Source organism: Mycobacterium paraterrae (assembly GCF_022430545.2).
Taxonomy (GTDB): Bacteria; Actinomycetota; Actinomycetes; order Mycobacteriales; family Mycobacteriaceae; genus Mycobacterium; species Mycobacterium paraterrae.
Genome location: NZ_CP092488.2, coordinates 5304510 through 5320075 on the forward strand (window position 1 = coordinate 5304510; position 15566 = coordinate 5320075).

General features: G+C 65.9%; 15 protein-coding genes, 1 tRNA gene and 1 pseudogene. 8 read left to right on the forward strand and 9 right to left on the reverse strand.

All coding sequences use genetic code 11. The features are described 5' to 3' along the window. The first annotated feature begins 278 nt into the window (after positions 1 to 278). The 3 genes from MKK62_RS25525 to cysE are packed head-to-tail and all read left to right on the forward strand — an operon-like array spanning position 279 to position 3188. A complete protein-coding gene (locus MKK62_RS25525; RefSeq protein ID WP_434085000.1) occupies positions 279 to 1544 on the forward strand; it encodes a thioester domain-containing protein in 1266 nt (421 codons plus the stop codon). 25 nt (positions 1545 to 1569) lie between these two features. Beyond that, entirely contained in the window at positions 1570 to 2502 is a 933-nt protein-coding gene (cysK, locus tag MKK62_RS25530; protein WP_240263136.1) for a cysteine synthase A, read from the forward strand. A gap of 2 nt (positions 2503 to 2504) precedes the next feature. Next, entirely contained in the window at positions 2505 to 3188 is a 684-nt protein-coding gene (cysE, locus tag MKK62_RS25535) for a serine O-acetyltransferase (RefSeq protein WP_240263135.1), read from the forward strand. Here the strand turns inward: cysE and MKK62_RS25540 are convergent. Both MKK62_RS25540 and mtnA read right to left on the reverse strand, forming a co-directional pair. Next, complete coding sequence (locus MKK62_RS25540; protein WP_240263134.1) at positions 3181 to 4560, reverse strand: MBL fold metallo-hydrolase; 1380 nt, start codon at positions 4558 to 4560, stop codon at positions 3181 to 3183. The genes cysE and MKK62_RS25540 overlap by 8 nt on opposite strands. Before the next feature lie 43 nt (positions 4561 to 4603). Then, entirely contained in the window at positions 4604 to 5665 is a 1062-nt protein-coding gene (gene mtnA / locus MKK62_RS25545) for an S-methyl-5-thioribose-1-phosphate isomerase (protein ID WP_240263133.1), read from the reverse strand. 69 nt (positions 5666 to 5734) lie between these two features. On the opposite strand from mtnA, the gene MKK62_RS25550 reads away from it, so the two are divergent. Next, a complete protein-coding gene (locus tag MKK62_RS25550) occupies positions 5735 to 6127 on the forward strand; it encodes a DUF732 domain-containing protein (protein ID WP_240263132.1) in 393 nt (130 codons plus the stop codon). Between the two features lie 15 nt (positions 6128 to 6142). Here the strand turns inward: MKK62_RS25550 and MKK62_RS25555 are convergent, their stop codons facing one another. After that, entirely contained in the window at positions 6143 to 7126 is a 984-nt protein-coding gene (locus MKK62_RS25555; protein ID WP_434085119.1) for a GlxA family transcriptional regulator, read from the reverse strand. Positions 7127 to 7227: 101 nt separating this feature from the next. Here MKK62_RS25555 and MKK62_RS25560 point away from each other — a divergent pair, with 101 nt between their 5' ends. The 3 genes and pseudogenes from MKK62_RS25560 to MKK62_RS25570 all read left to right on the forward strand — a co-directional run. Further along, a complete protein-coding gene (locus MKK62_RS25560; RefSeq protein ID WP_240263130.1) occupies positions 7228 to 7878 on the forward strand; it encodes an HD domain-containing protein in 651 nt (216 codons plus the stop codon). A gap of 17 nt (positions 7879 to 7895) precedes the next feature. After that, entirely contained in the window at positions 7896 to 8600 is a 705-nt protein-coding gene (locus tag MKK62_RS25565; RefSeq protein WP_240263129.1) for a nitroreductase family protein, read from the forward strand. A gap of 13 nt (positions 8601 to 8613) precedes the next feature. Continuing rightward, a pseudogene (locus MKK62_RS25570) lies at positions 8614 to 9516 on the forward strand (NADP-dependent oxidoreductase); the annotation flags it as partial. Positions 9517 to 9520: 4 nt separating this feature from the next. Here the strand turns inward: MKK62_RS25570 and MKK62_RS25575 are convergent. Next, positions 9521 to 9596, reverse strand: a tRNA-Asn gene (locus tag MKK62_RS25575). Between the two features lie 155 nt (positions 9597 to 9751). On the opposite strand from MKK62_RS25575, the gene MKK62_RS25580 reads away from it, so the two are divergent. Beyond that, positions 9752 to 9988 (forward strand): hypothetical protein, encoded by a 237-nt coding sequence (locus MKK62_RS25580; RefSeq protein WP_240263128.1) that lies wholly within the window; start codon positions 9752 to 9754, stop codon positions 9986 to 9988. Here MKK62_RS25580 and dnaG read toward each other — a convergent pair. The 5 genes from dnaG to MKK62_RS25605 all read right to left on the reverse strand — a co-directional run bounded on the left by dnaG (position 9978) and on the right by MKK62_RS25605 (position 15326). Next, on the reverse strand, positions 9978 to 11885 hold the full coding sequence (gene dnaG, locus MKK62_RS25585) for a DNA primase (protein WP_240263127.1): 1908 nt from the start codon (positions 11883 to 11885) through the stop codon (positions 9978 to 9980). The genes MKK62_RS25580 and dnaG overlap by 11 nt on opposite strands. A 27-nt stretch (positions 11886 to 11912) precedes the next feature. Then, complete coding sequence (locus tag MKK62_RS25590) at positions 11913 to 12527, reverse strand: superoxide dismutase family protein (RefSeq protein WP_240263126.1); 615 nt, start codon at positions 12525 to 12527, stop codon at positions 11913 to 11915. A gap of 23 nt (positions 12528 to 12550) precedes the next feature. Then, the gene (locus MKK62_RS25595) at positions 12551 to 13804 is read right to left on the reverse strand and encodes a deoxyguanosinetriphosphate triphosphohydrolase (RefSeq protein ID WP_240263125.1); all 1254 of its coding nucleotides are present in this window, start codon (positions 13802 to 13804) and stop codon (positions 12551 to 12553) included. 407 nt (positions 13805 to 14211) lie between these two features. Continuing rightward, positions 14212 to 14769, reverse strand: coding sequence for a 5' nucleotidase, NT5C type (locus tag MKK62_RS25600; RefSeq protein WP_240263926.1), 558 nt, complete (start codon positions 14767 to 14769; stop codon positions 14212 to 14214). A gap of 29 nt (positions 14770 to 14798) precedes the next feature. Continuing rightward, on the reverse strand, positions 14799 to 15326 hold the full coding sequence (locus MKK62_RS25605; protein ID WP_350355738.1) for a hypothetical protein: 528 nt from the start codon (positions 15324 to 15326) through the stop codon (positions 14799 to 14801). Positions 15327 to 15566 lie beyond the last annotated feature (240 nt).

Consider the following 15566-nt stretch of genomic DNA (forward strand, 5'->3'; position numbering starts at 1 on the left):
ACCATGATTTTTTTCCGGTTGGGGGTTTAATTCGGTGGTCGAGCGGCCCTCGTCAAATCATGCCTTATAGTGGCGCTATGCAACACGCCGCACAGCCGCGCCACGCCACCCCGCGCTGCCTCGCCGCGATCTGTTGCTGTTGTTGTTGTCGTTGATTTCCTGACGCTCTTCCGACGCTGTAGAAATCTTCGCGCTTCCCCCTCAGGGCGATGGACTCCGAGTGCACGGAGTCGTCGAATTGCGCACCGCTCCAAAGTCTTTCAGGAAGCCCAGCAACAATGACGATTCTGTTTTCCAGCCACCACACGTGCGGTCGGATAGCGACCGAGACGCACGTCGCGGTCCGCGCGGCCACCGAGTTGTCGCGCATGACCCGCTACCGCAGCGGCACTTATTCGCACACGGTCGAGAAAGTCACCTTCACCGACGGCAACTCGGCCCGTACCGATCTGATTCGGCTGAACCCCAACGTCCCCGCCTACTCACTGGACTTCGCGGGGATCTCGCCGCAACACCCGTCGCGCTATCAACCAGGCACCTGGTCGGAACTGTGCCATCTTCGGGGATCCGGCGACGAGGCCGCAGTCGACTGGATTCTGCGTCATTCGTACCCGCTGCTGGACATTGCCGAGTTGAGCCGGCGGGTGCGCGACGCCGGCTACCCAATTGGCGCCGCGAACATCGGCGAACACGAGGCGATCGCCGCGACCCAGGCCGCCATCTGGTATTTCACCAATGGCCTGGACCTGGACACGCGGCCGCTCAACGTGCCGATTGCCGCGCGCTGCGGCCGCGGAGCGATCACCACTTTCGAATTCGACGGCGAACCTCAGCTCGGCGGCTATTCGGTGTGGACCCGATTCAGTGTGGAGCTGCGATTGCAGAAGTCCTCCAACGGGCTTGTCTGGCATGACGTTTCGGGATCGATGCTCACCACTGGCGCCGACGCGGGTCGCTATCAGCGCACGCTGGGTGAGGGCAGCACCTTGTCGGCGAGCAGTCACGGTCGCGGCGGACGCGGGTATCGCTTCTACCGGTTGATCGCCACATCCGAGAACGGGACGCCGAGAATCGAGCACGTCCATTTCTGGTTGACCGGGGCGCGGCACTACCGCAACTCCGACAAGGTCGTACACCTGTACAACTATCTGCTGGCAGGTGCTGGCGCAGCCGTTCGCGCGGTCCGCAACGCCGCCAGCGCGCCAGCCATTGTCGACACCGACGCGGTGGTCGACGGCGATCTGCTCGGCCCTTTCCGGGTCACCGCACCGCTCACCATCGCCGCCCCGGACGGGCATCATCTGGTCGACGCCGACGGGTTCGCGGTCGAGACGGTCACGCCCGGCGCCGAGTTCTACCTACGCCGTGCGCCGGGCTCGCGGAGCGCCGTATTGACTACCGCGACCGCGGCTGATCTGCCGGGACGAGTGTTGACCGGTGTGGCATCGGACGCCGCGGCGCAACGGTTTACCCCCGTCGCGCTGGCCATCCCCACCGAGACCGCCATAGAGTTCCACATAAGCTGGCAGGACGACGAACTTTGATCCGCGACGGTGGGAGCCGATCTCGATGAGCATTGCCGAAGACGTCACGCAACTAGTGGGGAACACGCCGCTGGTACGGCTGCGCCGGGTCACCGAAGGCGTGGTCGCAGACGTGGTGGCCAAGCTCGAATACTTCAACCCCGGCGGCAGCGTCAAGGACCGGATCGGCGTCGCGATGCTCGACGCCGCCGAAGAAGCCGGACTGATCAAACCCGACACCATCATCCTCGAACCCACCAGCGGCAACACCGGCATCGCGCTGGCGATGGTCGCGGCGGCGCGCGGTTACAAGCTCGTGCTCACGATGCCGGACACCATGAGCAACGAACGCCGAATCCTGTTGCGCGCCTACGGCGCAGAGCTTGTCCTGACTCCGGGCAAGGACGGCATGCCCGGCGCGATCGCCAAGGCTGAAGAGCTGGCCAAGAGCGACCAGCGGTACTTCATCCCCCAGCAGTTCGAGAACCCGGCCAACCCGGCGATCCACCGCGCCACCACTGCTGAAGAGATCTGGAAGCAAACGGACGGCAAGATCGACATCTTCATCGGCGGTGTCGGCACGGGCGGCACCATCACCGGTGTCGGACAGGTGCTCAAAGACCGGAAGCCGGACGTGCAGATCATCGCGGTCGAGCCGGCCGCGTCGCCGGTGCTCTCCGGTGGGCAGAAGGGGCCGCACCCCATTCAAGGCATCGGAGCCGGATTCGTTCCGCCGGTCTACGACGAAAGCGTCGTCGACGAGGTCATCCAGGTCGGCAACGAGGAAGCGCTCGAGTTGGCTCGCCGCCTGGCGTCCGAGGAGGGATTACTGGCCGGAATCTCCTCCGGCGCAGCGGTCGTCGCCGCGCTGCAGGTTGCTCGCCGCCCGGAGAACAAGGGCAAGCTCATCGTGGTCGTCCTGCCCTCCAACGGCGAACGGTACTTGAGCACGGTGCTGTTCTCCGATCTGGCGGACTAGCCATGCTCGACGCGTTCCGGGACGACATACGGGCGGCAAAGGAGCGCGACCCCGCCGTTCCCAGCACGTTGCAGGTCGTCTTCGCTTATCCGGGGGTGCATGCCATCTGGGGTCATCGGGTCAGCAGCTGGTTGTGGGGTCGGGGTGCCAAGGTGGCCGCACGCACGGTCGGCGAAATCACCCGCATCTTCACCGGTGTCGACATTCATCCAGGTGCCACTCTGGGCGCCGGGCTGTTCATCGACCACGCCACCGGCGTGGTGATCGGCGAAACCGCCGAAGTCGGCGACGACGTCACGATCTATCACGGCGTCACGCTCGGCGGTACCGGCGCGGAGACCGGAAAGCGGCACCCCACCATCGGCGATCGAGTGGTCATCGGCGCCGGTGCAAAAGTTCTCGGCGCGATCAAAGTCGGCGACGACAGCCGGATCGGCGCCAATGCTGTTGTGGTCAAAGAAGTCCCGAACAGCGCGGTGGTCGTCGGCGTGCCGGGTCAAGCGATCAGCCGGGCCAAACCGGGTTCCAGCGACGACTCGATGATGCCCGACCTGGTAGGAGTGAGCCTGCAGTCGCTGCTCACCCGCGTCGCCAAGCTCGAAGATCAAGCCCACACACCGCAGACCGAAGGCGTCATCCGCCCGCCGGAGGCCGGCGTCTGGCACGGCGAAGACTTCTCTATCTGACGGCCAGCCCAGCCTCGTCCCAGGCGCCGTAGCCGCCCAGCAGGTCGCCCACACTCTCGAAGCCTGACGCGCGTAATACGCTGGCGGCGATCAAGGATCGATAGCCGCTCGCGCAGTACGTGACGATCGGCAGTGTGGGGTCCAGGTTTTCGAGCGCATCGACCAGCGTCGGCAGCGGAATCTCCTGCGCGCCCGGGATGACTCCGTCTTCGGTCTCCCCCGGATTGCGCACATCGATCAACTGCAAGCCGGGTTCGTCGTTGAGCAGCATGGCCAACTGCTGGGCGGTGAAGCGCTCCGCGGTCTCCACCAGATGCGGGTGTCGCGTGAAAACGCTTGCCAGATCGTCCAATTGGCCGATGACACGGTCGAAGCCGACGCGGGCCAGCCGGATCCGCGACTCTCGCGCGAGTGAGGTGTCACCAACCAGGACGATGTCGCGGTCGGGCGGAAAGACCTGACCGGCGCCCTCGGCGAACCGACCGTTCAACCCGATGTTGACCGCCCCGCTCACGTGGCCGACGGCGTACTCGGCCGCCTCCCGGGTGTCCAACAGAAGCGCGCCCGCCGCGGCCCGTCTACGTACCTCGTCGAAAGTCAGCAACGGCGGCGAATTTTCGTCGAGCAGCGGCCGCTGCTCGCGGTTGCGCACGGAGTCGTACTCGAAGTAGCGCGGCTGCGGCGACTGACCCTCGGTGATCGACGCGACGAAGGCGTCGACGTCCGCAAACTGCAGCGCGTAGTTGTCCCGGCGCTGCTCGCCGATCGTCGAACTGGTCTCGCTGGACAGCTGCTTGCCGCAGGCCGATCCGGCGCCGTGGGCGGGAAACACGCGGGTCGCGTCGGGCAGCGTCAGCAGCTTGTTCTGCAGTGAGTCGTACAGCGAACGAGCCAACTCCTCCGAGGAAAGTCCCTCGTCGGCTAGCAGGTCCGGACGTCCCACATCGCCGACGAACAGGGTGTCACCGGTCAGCACGCCGTAGGGCACTTCGTCGTCGGGATGTTCGTAGATCACCACCGAAATCGACTCGGGAGTGTGACCCGGTGTCGCAAGGATCTCTAAAGTCACCTCTCCCAATGAGATTCGCTGGCCGTCGGACAGCGGTGCGACCGGGAACTCGAGTTCGGCGCGCTCGCTGTAGCTGATCTGCGCCCCGGTGGCGGCGGCAAGCTCCAAGTGGCCGGTCAGGAAATCGGCGTGGATGTGCGTTTCGATGACCCGTTCGATCTGCAGCCCGTGCTCACGCGCCTCGTTCAGATAAACGTCGATGTCGCGGCGCGGGTCGACCACGACGGCTCGCCCGGTGGTCTCGTCGCCGATCAGGTACGACCCCTGTGACAAGCAATCCAGGTAGTGCTGCGTGAAGATCATGCAGACAAGTTTCCCGGCGACGCCCGGGACCAGCAATTTCAAATCAGTCCGAATTCAAAACCTGGCTGGTGGCGGCTACCGATTCGGGCCGGGTGATGGGTTGTCGCGCATTGATATTGGCTTCGCCAACCACGCCGTTTTCGGTGACGATGGCGGTGATCAGATCCGGTGGAGTGACGTCGAAGGCCGGATTGAACGCCGCGGTCTGCTCTGGAGCGGTGGCGACGCCGCCGACGTGGGTGACTTCATCGGCGGCCCGTTGCTCGACGACGATGTCGCACCCGGTCGCCATGTCCAGGTCGCGGGTCGATTCGGGCGCGACGACGACGAACGGAATTCCGTGCCGTCGCGCCGCGATAGCCAGCGAGTAGGTGCCGATCTTGTTCGCCACCGAACCGTCGGCGGTGATGCGGTCGGCACCGACCATGACGCAGTCGACCTGTTCGGTGGCCATCGCCCAGGCGGCCGCGGAGTCGATGGTCAGCCGGTGCGGTATCCCGGCCTGGGCCAGCTCCCATGTGGTCAGCCGGGCGCCCTGCAGAAGCGGACGCGTCTCGTCGACCAGGACCTCGGCGACCTTTCCTCGCGCGTGCAACTCCATCACCGCCCCGAGCGCGGTGCCGACGGCGGTGGCCGCAAGCCGGCCGGCGTTGCAGTGCGTGAGCACCCGCAGCGGCCGGTCGGGACACAGCATCGACACCAAATCAGCGGTGTGGGCGGACAGCCGCCGGTTGACCTCGGCGTCCTCGGCGAGCATCAGCTGCGCCTCGGCGAGCACAGCGTCGGCGCCGGCCAGCAGCGCGGACAGCGCCCGCCGCACGCCCCAGGCCAGGTTCACCGCCGTCGGACGGGCCGACGCGATCCGCTCCGCGGCCGCCGTCACCGCGAGTGTGTCGTCGCGGTGCGCGCGGGCGGCCAGCGCAACACCGAAGGCGCCGGCTACCCCGAGAGCCGGTGCACCGCGGATGGCCAGCGTTTTTATCGCCTCGATCAGGTCGTCCACCGAGGAGATCCGCAGCCAGCGCACCTCGTGCGGAAGCGCGCGCTGGTCGATGGCCAGCACCACGCCGTCGGCCCACCCCACGGTGGTCTCACCAGTCGTCACACGCCCATCCAACCCTGCAAGCAACGCCCTCGACAGGACAACCATGCCGATCTGGAGAACAATGATCCGATGCGACTGCTTTTAACACTTGCCGGCGCCGCCGTGGCCGTCGGCCTGGCCGGTCCAGCCCTTGCGGATCCGCCGCCACCAAGCGTGCCGGACAACCCCGCCGCCGACGCGACGTTCCTGGACTCGTTGAACAAAGCCGGCATGACCTACAGCAACGGCCCGAGTGCGATCAAGGCGGGCAAATTCGCGTGCGACATGATGAACGCCGGAGCTGCCGAGAAAGATGTCGTCGACAAGCTGAGCATGCTCAACCCCGGATTGAACTCAGGTGGCGCGATGAAGTTCGCGGCCCTGGCGTCGAGCGCGTACTGCCCGGACTATTTGAACAAGTCGAGCGCGCCGGACAAGCCGCAGAATCAGGGGCCATTCGGCGGCGGCATGTTCGGCCGCTAGATCCTCCTGTGAGGCTCAGCCCCTGAGCGCGGTGCGAAATCTGTCCCGGTACGCCTTCGGTGAAACGCCGAGGCTGCTGACAAACGCGCGCCGAAGGGATTCGGTGCTGCCAAAGCCTGCGAGATGAGCGGCGTCGGTGACGGTCCGGCCAGCGTCCAGCGCGGCACGGGCGGCATCGATTCGGACCATTTCGACGTAGTCGGCAGGAGTCGTGCCGAGTTCGGATTTAAAGAGGCGGGTGAGCTGACGCGTACTGAGCGAGGCCCGCGCGGCGAGGGCGCCCACGCTGTGATCCGAGGCAGGGTCGGCGGCAATTGCGTCGGTGACGTCTCGCAGCGCGGACTGCGGCGGAGGATGCGCCTCGACCAGAGTCGAAAACTGTGATTGGCCGCCCGCGCGTTTGAGATACACCACCAACCAGCGAGCCACGTCCCGCACGAGTTCCGCGCCGTAATCCTGTTCGACCAAAGCGAGGGCGAGGTCGATGCCGGACGAGATCCCGGCCGAAGTGAAGACATTTCCGTCTTGGACGAAAATTGCGTCCGGCTCGACGGCAATGTCCGGAAACGCCCGGGCAAGCGACCGCGTCTCCCGCCAGTGCGTGGTGGCACGACGACCGCTGAGCAGACCGGCCTGGGCAAGGATGAACGAGCCCGTGCAGATGGACGCCATGCGCCGGGTTCGAGTCGCCAGGGACTTGACCGCCGCAACGAGATCGGGATCAATCGCCCGAGCCGGCAGGGTGTCGCTGCCGGCAACCATGACGGTATCGGCGGACTCGATCGTCGCGATGCTGTCGGTGACGCCCAGGCGTGTTCCGATCGAGGTCGTCACGTCACGCCCATCGACCGACGAGATCTTCAGCTGATAAGCCCCGCCGAATCGGTTGGCCTCGGCGAAGACTTCGGCAGCCCCGGCGACGTCCAGCAGCGTCACGTCATCGAAGACCACGATGACCACCACCCTGGACCGCCCATCGGCTGCTGCCACGCAGCCCATTGTGTCGGTTTTTGTGGGCAAGACGACTCGAAACCCGTTGTCGGCGGGGTCACGGCCGGCGCAGATTTGTAGGCAGCTTGCACAATCAAGGAGGACTGACGATGACCACTCAATCGATTCACACCATTGCCGACGTGGCAATTCCGGACACCGCGCTGGTACGCGAGGCGACCGACTTCATTCGCAGCGCCGAAGACCAGCTGCTGTTCGACCATTCCCGTCGTGTGTTCCTGTTCGGGGCGTTGCGAGGACGCCGCCTCGGGCTAGAACCGGACCTCGAGCTGCTCTATGTCGGGGCGATGTTCCACGACCTCGGCCTGACCGACGCCTATCGCGACTCGACGCTGCGCTTCGAAGTCGACGGGGCCAACGCGGCCCGGAACTTCTTGCTGGAGCGCGGTGTCGATGCCGCAGATGCCCGCAAGGTGTGGCTGAGCATCGCGTTGCACACCACGCCAGGCGTGCCAACGTTTCTCGAGCCGGAGATCGCCTTGGTCAACGCCGGTGTGGAAACCGACGTCATCGGTATCGGCCGAGACGAGCTCGCGCCCGAAGCTATCGACGCGGTCGTTGCGGCCCACCCGCGTCCCGACTTCAAGAACCGGATTCTGGCGGCGTTCAACGACGGTATGAAGCATCGTCCGGACACCACCTTCGGCACGATGAACGACGACGTGCTGGCGCACTTCGACCCTGCGTTCCAGCGGCAAGATTTCGTCGAGCTGATCCGCAACAACAGCTGGCCCGAATAGCGGGAAGGGGAAGACCAATGGAGATCCACAAAGCGCTCTACACGACCCGGATGATGCGGCGGTTGAGGCCCGACCCGATTCCGCTGGAAGTCCAGGCCCGCATCCTGGATGCGGCCGTCCGCGCGCCCAATGGGGCCAATACTCAGCGTTGGCACTTTGTCGCCGTTGACGATCGGGACCTCATCGCCGAGTTTGCCGAACTCTTCCGACGAGCCCGCGCCCTGGAATACGAGAAGTTCAGCACAGGAACGGGACCGATGGTCGCGCCCGCCCCTGGCAGGGACCCCGAGGATCACGCCGAAACGATGCGTCGAATCAAGGAATCGGGCGACTACCTTGCCGACCATTTCGAAGAGATTCCCCTGCTGCTCTTCGTTTTTGCCATCGACGACCTCGGCGGCGCCAACATCTACCCGGCGATCTGGAGCGTCCTGCTCGCTGCTCGGGCCGAGGGCGTCGGCGGCGTCATGACGCTGGTGCTCCGCAATTTCGAGGACCGGGTGAACGAGCTGCTTGGCGTGCCGGTGGAGGAAGGGTGGAACATGTCGGCGATGCTGACACTCGGCTACCCGCGCGGCAAGTGGGGCGTCGCCGCGAATCGGCATCCCGTGCATGAGGTTTCGTCTCGCAACGGCTGGAATACGCCGTTTGGTGTCGAAGTACCGCAGCCGCTGTGGCCGCCTCGCGATGACGCCATGGGCACCTTGGCGGCGGTTGGATGAGCTGACTGCCGCCATGAAAGCGATCGTCGCTCGTGACCGTGCCGCGGGTCTCGACGGGCTTTGCCTCGCCGAGATGCCCTACCCGCATGTCGCCGAAAACGACGTCATCGTCCGGGTGCACGCCGCCGGCTTCACCCGAGGCGAACTCGACTGGCCGTCGACCTGGATCGACCGGGCAGGTCGCGACCGGGCACCTACCATTCCGGGTCACGCCGTCTCAGGAGTGATCGCCGAGCTGGGCTACGGCACAACAGGTTTGACTATCGGGCAACGGGTATTCGGGATCACTGACTGGGCCCGCAACGGCACGCTCGCCGAATATGTCGCGGTGGAGGCCCGCAATCTTGCGCCGCTGTCGACAGATATCGACGACATTGCGGCCGCCGCGCTGCCCATTGCCGGGTTGACCGCATGGCAGGGATTGTTCGATCACGCGCAGCTTGTCACCGGCCAGACCATTCTGGTCCACGGCGCCGGCGGTGCTGTCGGTGGTATCGCGGTGCAACTCGCCCGCGATGCGGGAGCACGCGTGATCGGTAGCGGTCGCACCCAACAGCGCGACACAGTGTTGGGCCTTGGCGCCCACGTATTCGTGGATTTACAGCAGGATCGGCTCGAGGATGTCGGCGAGCTCGACGTGGTGTTCGACGTCATCGGCGGTGACGTCCTCGCGCGCTCAGCGCGATTGATCCGTCCTGGTGGCGCGCTGATCTCTGTCGCCGAACCACCGCAGGTTCTGCCCGGCCGCGGGAGGGCGATTTTTTTCGTCGTCGAGCCGGACCGGGCAGGCCTGATGGCCTTGGAGCAGCGGGTTCGCGACGGCCGGTTGCGGCCTATCGTCGGCGCGGTGTGTTCACTGGCTGAAGTGCCGTCGGCGTTCGCGTCCGCGCGTCCTAGCCGGGGCACAACCATCGTTGACCTGGCTCCCCCGGGTGGACTCGAACCACCAACCCTCCGGTTAACAGCCGAATGCTCTGCCAATTGAGCTACAGGGGACTGCTTGGTGCCCGCGAACGTGGCGCGGACCGAGTGATGACTCTAGCGTACCGGCGCGCGCTCGCCCAACCAGACCGTTCGCCCGCCGAGCGGCGGGTGTCGGCCGTCATGGGGCAGGATGGATACACATCGATCAATCGTTTGAGGGGACCGTTTTGATCCGCTACGCCATCGCGTTGGGACTGGGCTACGTGTTGGGCACGAAGGCCGGTCGGCGTCGCTACGAGCAGATCGTGGGCACCTACCGAGCGTTGACCAGCAGTCCCGCCGCAAAATCGGTGATCGACAGCGGTCGGCGCCGTCTCGCTAATCGGGTGTCGCCGGACACCCGGATGGTGACGCTGACCGAGATCGACGACAACACGACCGTCATCGAAGACTTCAGGCGGTGAGGTCGTCCCCGCTGGCCTGCTCGAGCAGGCTGCGGCGGTAGGCCTCCATCGCGACCAGGTCGCCGAACAGCGCGTGGTATTCGTCGCCCTGCTCGACCGGCGACATCCGTTGCAGCTTGGACTTGACGTCCGCGATCTGCCGGCCGATCCACACCTCTTGCAGGCGGGCCAGCACGCCGGCGATGTAGCGCGGCAGCTTCTCGTCGTCCTCGATCTTGATGGCCTCGACGCCGAGCTCGTTGATCAGCCCAGCCGCGGCGGGCGACAGCGCTTTCTGGCGCACTGCGTCGAGCCACTCCGCTCCCCCGATACCTGCCGCGGTGCCGCCGGCCGCTTCGATCGCCGTGCACACCGCCGCGTAGCCGGGGTGGGTGAAGCTCTCCACGGTGAGCGAGTCGAACACCGGTCCGGCCAGCGCCGGGTATTGCAACGCAGACTTGAGCGCCTCGCGCTGCGGCCACAGCGTGGGGTCGTTCGGGTTGGGCCGCGGCACGGCCGGTTTCGAACCGGCTTCACCCTGTCCGGGCTGGCGGCGGGGTTTGTTACGGCCTTGCGCGGTGGGGTTTTTCGCCTCTTCGCGGACGCGGCCGATCACTTGCGCGACGTCGGGCCAGCCGACCCAGCCAGCGAGTTGGCGCGCATACTCATCCCGCAACGTCGGGTCTTTGATCTGGGCGACGATCGGGACGCAGCGCCGCAGGGCGGACACCCGGCCCTCGGCGCTGTCCAGGTCGATGTCGTTGAGAGTGGTGCGGATGGCGAACTCGAACAACGGAGTTCGCCGCGCGACCAGATCGCGTAACGCGCCGTCACCGGACTTGAGCCGCAAGTCGCACGGGTCCATGCCGTCGGCCGCGACAGCGACGAACGACTGGCCCGCGAGTTGCTGTTCACCGGAGAACGCCTTGAGCGCCGCCGCCCGGCCCGCCTCGTCACCGTCGAAGACGTAGATGAGTTCACCGCGAAAGAAGTTGTCGTCCATCATGAGTCGGCGCAGCATCGACAGGTGCTCGTCGCCGAAGGCGGTGCCACACGAGGCGACCGCGGTGGTCACTCCGGACAGGTGCATCGCCATCACGTCGGTGTAGCCCTCGACCACGACGGCCTGATGCCCCTTGGCGATGTCGCGCTTGGCCAGGTCGATGCCGAACAACGCCGAAGACTTCTTGTACAGCAACGTCTCTGGCGTGTTGACGTACTTGGCTTCCATCTGGTCGTCGTCGAACAACCGTCGCGCGCCGAACCCGATCACTTCGCCGGCCGACGACCGGATCGGCCACAACAGCCGGCGGTGGAACCGGTCCATCGGTCCACGGCGGCCTTCTCGGGACAGGCCAGCCGCCTCGAGCTCCTTGAACTCGAAACCTTTGCGCAGCAGGTGTTTTGTCAGCGTGTCCCAGCCCGACGGGGCAAAGCCGCAACCGAAGCGGCGGGCGGCGTCGGCATCGAAGTTGCGCTCGGTCAGATACGCGCGGGCCGGCTGCGCTTCGGGCGACTCGAGTGCGGCCGCGTAGAACGACTGCGCCTCGGCGTTGGCGGCGATCAGCCGGCTGCGACTCCCCCGGTCACGCTGGACGTTGGTGGCCGCGGCACCGGTGTAGGTGATGGTGTGACCGACTCGGTCGGCCAGCAACTCGACTGCTTCGACGAAGCTGACGTGCTCGATCTTCTGGACGAAGGCATACACGTCACCTCCCTCGCCGCAGCCGAAGCAGTGGAAGTGGCCGTGGTTGGGCCGCACGTGAAACGACGGCGACTTCTCGTCGTGGAAGGGGCAGAGCCCCTTCATCGAATCCGCGCCGGCCCTGCGCAGTTGGACGTAGTCGCCGACGACGTCCTCGATGCGGACGCGCTCGCGGATCGCGGCGATGTCGCGATCGGAGATGCGGCCGGCCATCGGGACAGTGTAGAGCGCTCGGGTCTGTTAGCCCGTCCCGATCACGCCGCAGGCCAATCGCTTCTCGGCGTCGGGGCTGCCCTCGGCGCCATGCAGCAGGAGCGCCGTCTTGGCGCCGGCCAGCAGGTCGTCCTTGGTGAAGGCGTCGGTGGTGGTCACCAGGTACGCCGCGCCGTCCTGACGCACCTCCAACGGGTCGAGGTCTCCGCTCATCGGCTCACCGGTGTGGCCCGGCGCTTGATAGTGCATGCCGGCCGACAGGAAGTCGCCCGTCTTACCCGGGTCCATCGGGTCGACGGAATTCGGCTCGCATTTGCCGACGCTGTGGATGTGCATGTTGTGAAAACCGGGCGCCAGGATGTGGTCGGCGGTGGTCTTGACCGTGACGGTGGCGTAGCCGTTGGCGAACTCGAACGTGGCGGTGGCCACCGAGCGCCCGTCAGCGGTGTGCAGCTGCGCGGTGAGGGTTTGACCGCTTGGCGCCGCAGTGCCGGACGGCGCAGTACCCGACTCCGGAGCGCCCGACGCCTTCGTCCATGGCGTCGGCGCGTTCGACGACGTCGCGGTGGACGGGTCCTGGTGCGGGCTACACGCAGAGAGCACGACGGACAGGGCGGCGAGGGCGAGCGAAGACTTGACCATGGCCAAGACCCTAGTCCCGCCGTTTACGGCTGCGCGGCCGCGATCCGTTCGAGGCGTCCTTCGGTGTACGAAGCGATCTGATCGACGATCACGCGTAACCGCCCGGCGTCGTCGGCGGCGGCGTTGAAGGCCGGCGCGTAGATCGGGTCCAGGGTGTTCGGCGCGCCGGCCAGCAGTGCCTCGGCCACCCCGTGGATGCATTCCCGTTGCCGCGCTTGGATTTCCTGGTGACGCGGATCGGACATGATGAACTGCAGGGCCAGCGTCTTGAGCAGGGCCACCTCGGCGCGCACCACATCAGGCACCGAGAGCTCGGCGTCGTAGCGGGCCAGCGGTTCGGGGCCGGCGTCGGCGCGGGTGGCTGCGATGGCCGCCGACGCGAACCGGCCCACCAGCTCACTGGTCATCTGCTTGAGCGCCACCGCCGCCGACAGTGTGGCGTCGTACTTGCCGATCGCGGCGACGACGGGAAGCCCCGCCAACCGGTGCGCGGCGGCCCTCAGGTCGTCGGCGCGTACCCCCGCGAAATCACGCTCTCCTAGCCTGGCCAAGTTGGCGGCCTCGTCGTCGTCGGCGAGCACGCGCAGGTCGATCCGGCCGGACACGACGCCGTCCTCGATGTCGTGCACCGAATAGGCGACGTCGTCCGCCCAGTCCATTACCTGAGCTTCCAGGCAGGGTCGACCGGCGGGTGCGCGATCGCGCATCCATCCCGCGGTGTCGCTGTCGATGTCGTAGAAGCCGAATTTGCGACGATGCTGATCGCGCGGCCACGGATACTTGGTGACCGCGTCGAGCGCCGCCCGGGTCAGGTTGAGCCCGACGCTGCGTCCTTGTGCGTCAAGGACTTTAGGTTCCAGGCCAGTCAGGATCCGGAAATTCTGCGCGTTCCCCTCGAAGCCGCCGCACGCGGCCGCGAATTCGTCGAGGGCCTGCTCGCCGTTGTGACCGTAGGGCGGATGCCCGATGTCGTGAGCCAACCCGGCCATGTCGACCAGGTCGGGATCGCAACCCAGCCCGATGGCCATCCCCCGACCGATCTGGGCGACCTCCAGTGAATGGGTCAGCCGCGTGCGCGGGGTGTCGCCTTCGCGCGGCCCGACGACCTGAGTCTTGTCGGCGAGCCGACGCAGCGCCGCACTGTGCAGGACCCTGGCCCGGTCGCGGGCGAAGTCCGTCCGGGTCTGCCCCTCGGTGCCCGGCAGGCCCGCGGTTTTCGGCGCCTCGGGCACCACTCGCTCGCGGTCGAAGTCGTCGTAGGGGTCTTGCTGCGTCATCGACCCACAGTCTGCCAGGAACGATTCAGCGTGCCGTGTGGGGCGGATTCACCCCGGCCCCGGCGACATAGAGTGTCGAGGATGGCGATCATGCCGCATTGCGTGGTATGCGGATTCGACAGCGGCGCGACGGTAGCGGGAGACGTAGAGTTCGCCGACTACCGCGACGGCTGGCGGCCACCGACTCATCCCGATGGATCACCGCTTGTCGGATGGTCGAACGATCTCGGAGTGACCGCGCCGGACGGTGTCGGGCTCTTTTGTGCACGCCATCTGAAACAAGCGCGCCGGTTGCGGCATCTGACCGCCCAACAGGCCGTCGAGCGAATGCGACATCAGCCGAACATCGGGCGATCGAGGTTTGTCCGGGCGAAAGCCCTCCTGTGCCGGCGGACGAACTAAGCCCGTCAGCCGGCGACGCCGCCCTTGTCAGGACGCCGCAACGTTGCCAACACGTCCTCAAGGTGAGGGTCATCCCAGCCATGGATTCGCAACGCGGCGCCGGAGCGCTTGTTATAGGGCTGGTCGAAGACGATATGACGCCAGGCGGCCTGGCCGTTGTTCGTGTCGACTTCCGGCCGATCGTCGATCAGGGCAATTCCGTTGTGGCGGAATTTCTCCCTGTCGATGATCGCCTCACGGACCACTACTTGACCGAAGAGCGGCACGAAGTGGCGCCGCAACCATGCCACTTTGGCGTGAACGGATTGGCTGTTTCGCGACAATGGTGCCGTACACACGCGTGGTCGATAGCCGGCGTCGAGTAAGCGCTGCCAGCCCGCTATCGCCCCGTCGACGAGCGGCAGGTTGAGAAAGAAATCTGGCTGGCTGGTGATGAATTCGATGTCGGCGACGTGGCGCGGATAGTCCTCGACGATGTGGAAATTCTCGCGGACGCGGCGCTCGACTTGTGGCGCAAGGTGATTCAACACCGCGGTGTCGTAATCTGCCAGCACCCCATCCATGTCGACCAATACGACATTGTCAGTGCTGATCATCGCGGTTGTGCGCCAAATTGCGCAGGAAGCGAGCGGGCCAGGAACGCTTGCGCATCGCCGAGCACCGTGTCTGGAGTCATCGTGGTCGTGTCGATGAGGACGGCGGGGATGCCGGCGAATGGCGCTAGCACTTCGACGCCTGCGTTCACGGATTCGTAGAATCTCAACGTCTCCCGGTGCTGTTCGACGATGAACTCGAGGGTCTCGTACTTGTCGCCGTTCCGGTCTGCGGCGATTCGACTGAACGCGACGTTCGGCTCGGCGATCAGGTAGATGGTGGCCGAAGGACGTTCGAGTTCTGAAGGGCGCAGCAACGCGTCGGCCTCCTCATAGGTGACGCCCTGCACGGCTCCGAACACGAAGTTGTCCATCCAGCCACGCTGCGACAGCAGCACGCGATGCGTCCGGCGCCAATCCCGAATCAGGCAATTGGTCAATCGAGCGTCGGCCGCGAACAACAACCGGTCGGTGTGGACGTCTCCGAAGGCTGTTCCCGCGCCCGAAAGGGTCAGACCATCGCGCACAAACCGATGATGCGGCAAGCGAAATCGATATGTAGTTGATTGCGCAGCCAACGCATCCAACAATGTCGTCTTACCCGAGCCATCCAACCCGGTGACCGTAATCCAGGGCGCTACGGGTGAATTCGCGTGCGGTTCGCTGGCACTGGGCGTTGGCAGCTCGGCCCCGCGCATGCTCGGTGAAGCCCTATCCTTGCTCGGCGCGAGGAAACGATTGAGGCTCTGCCATGACAGGCACTTCCG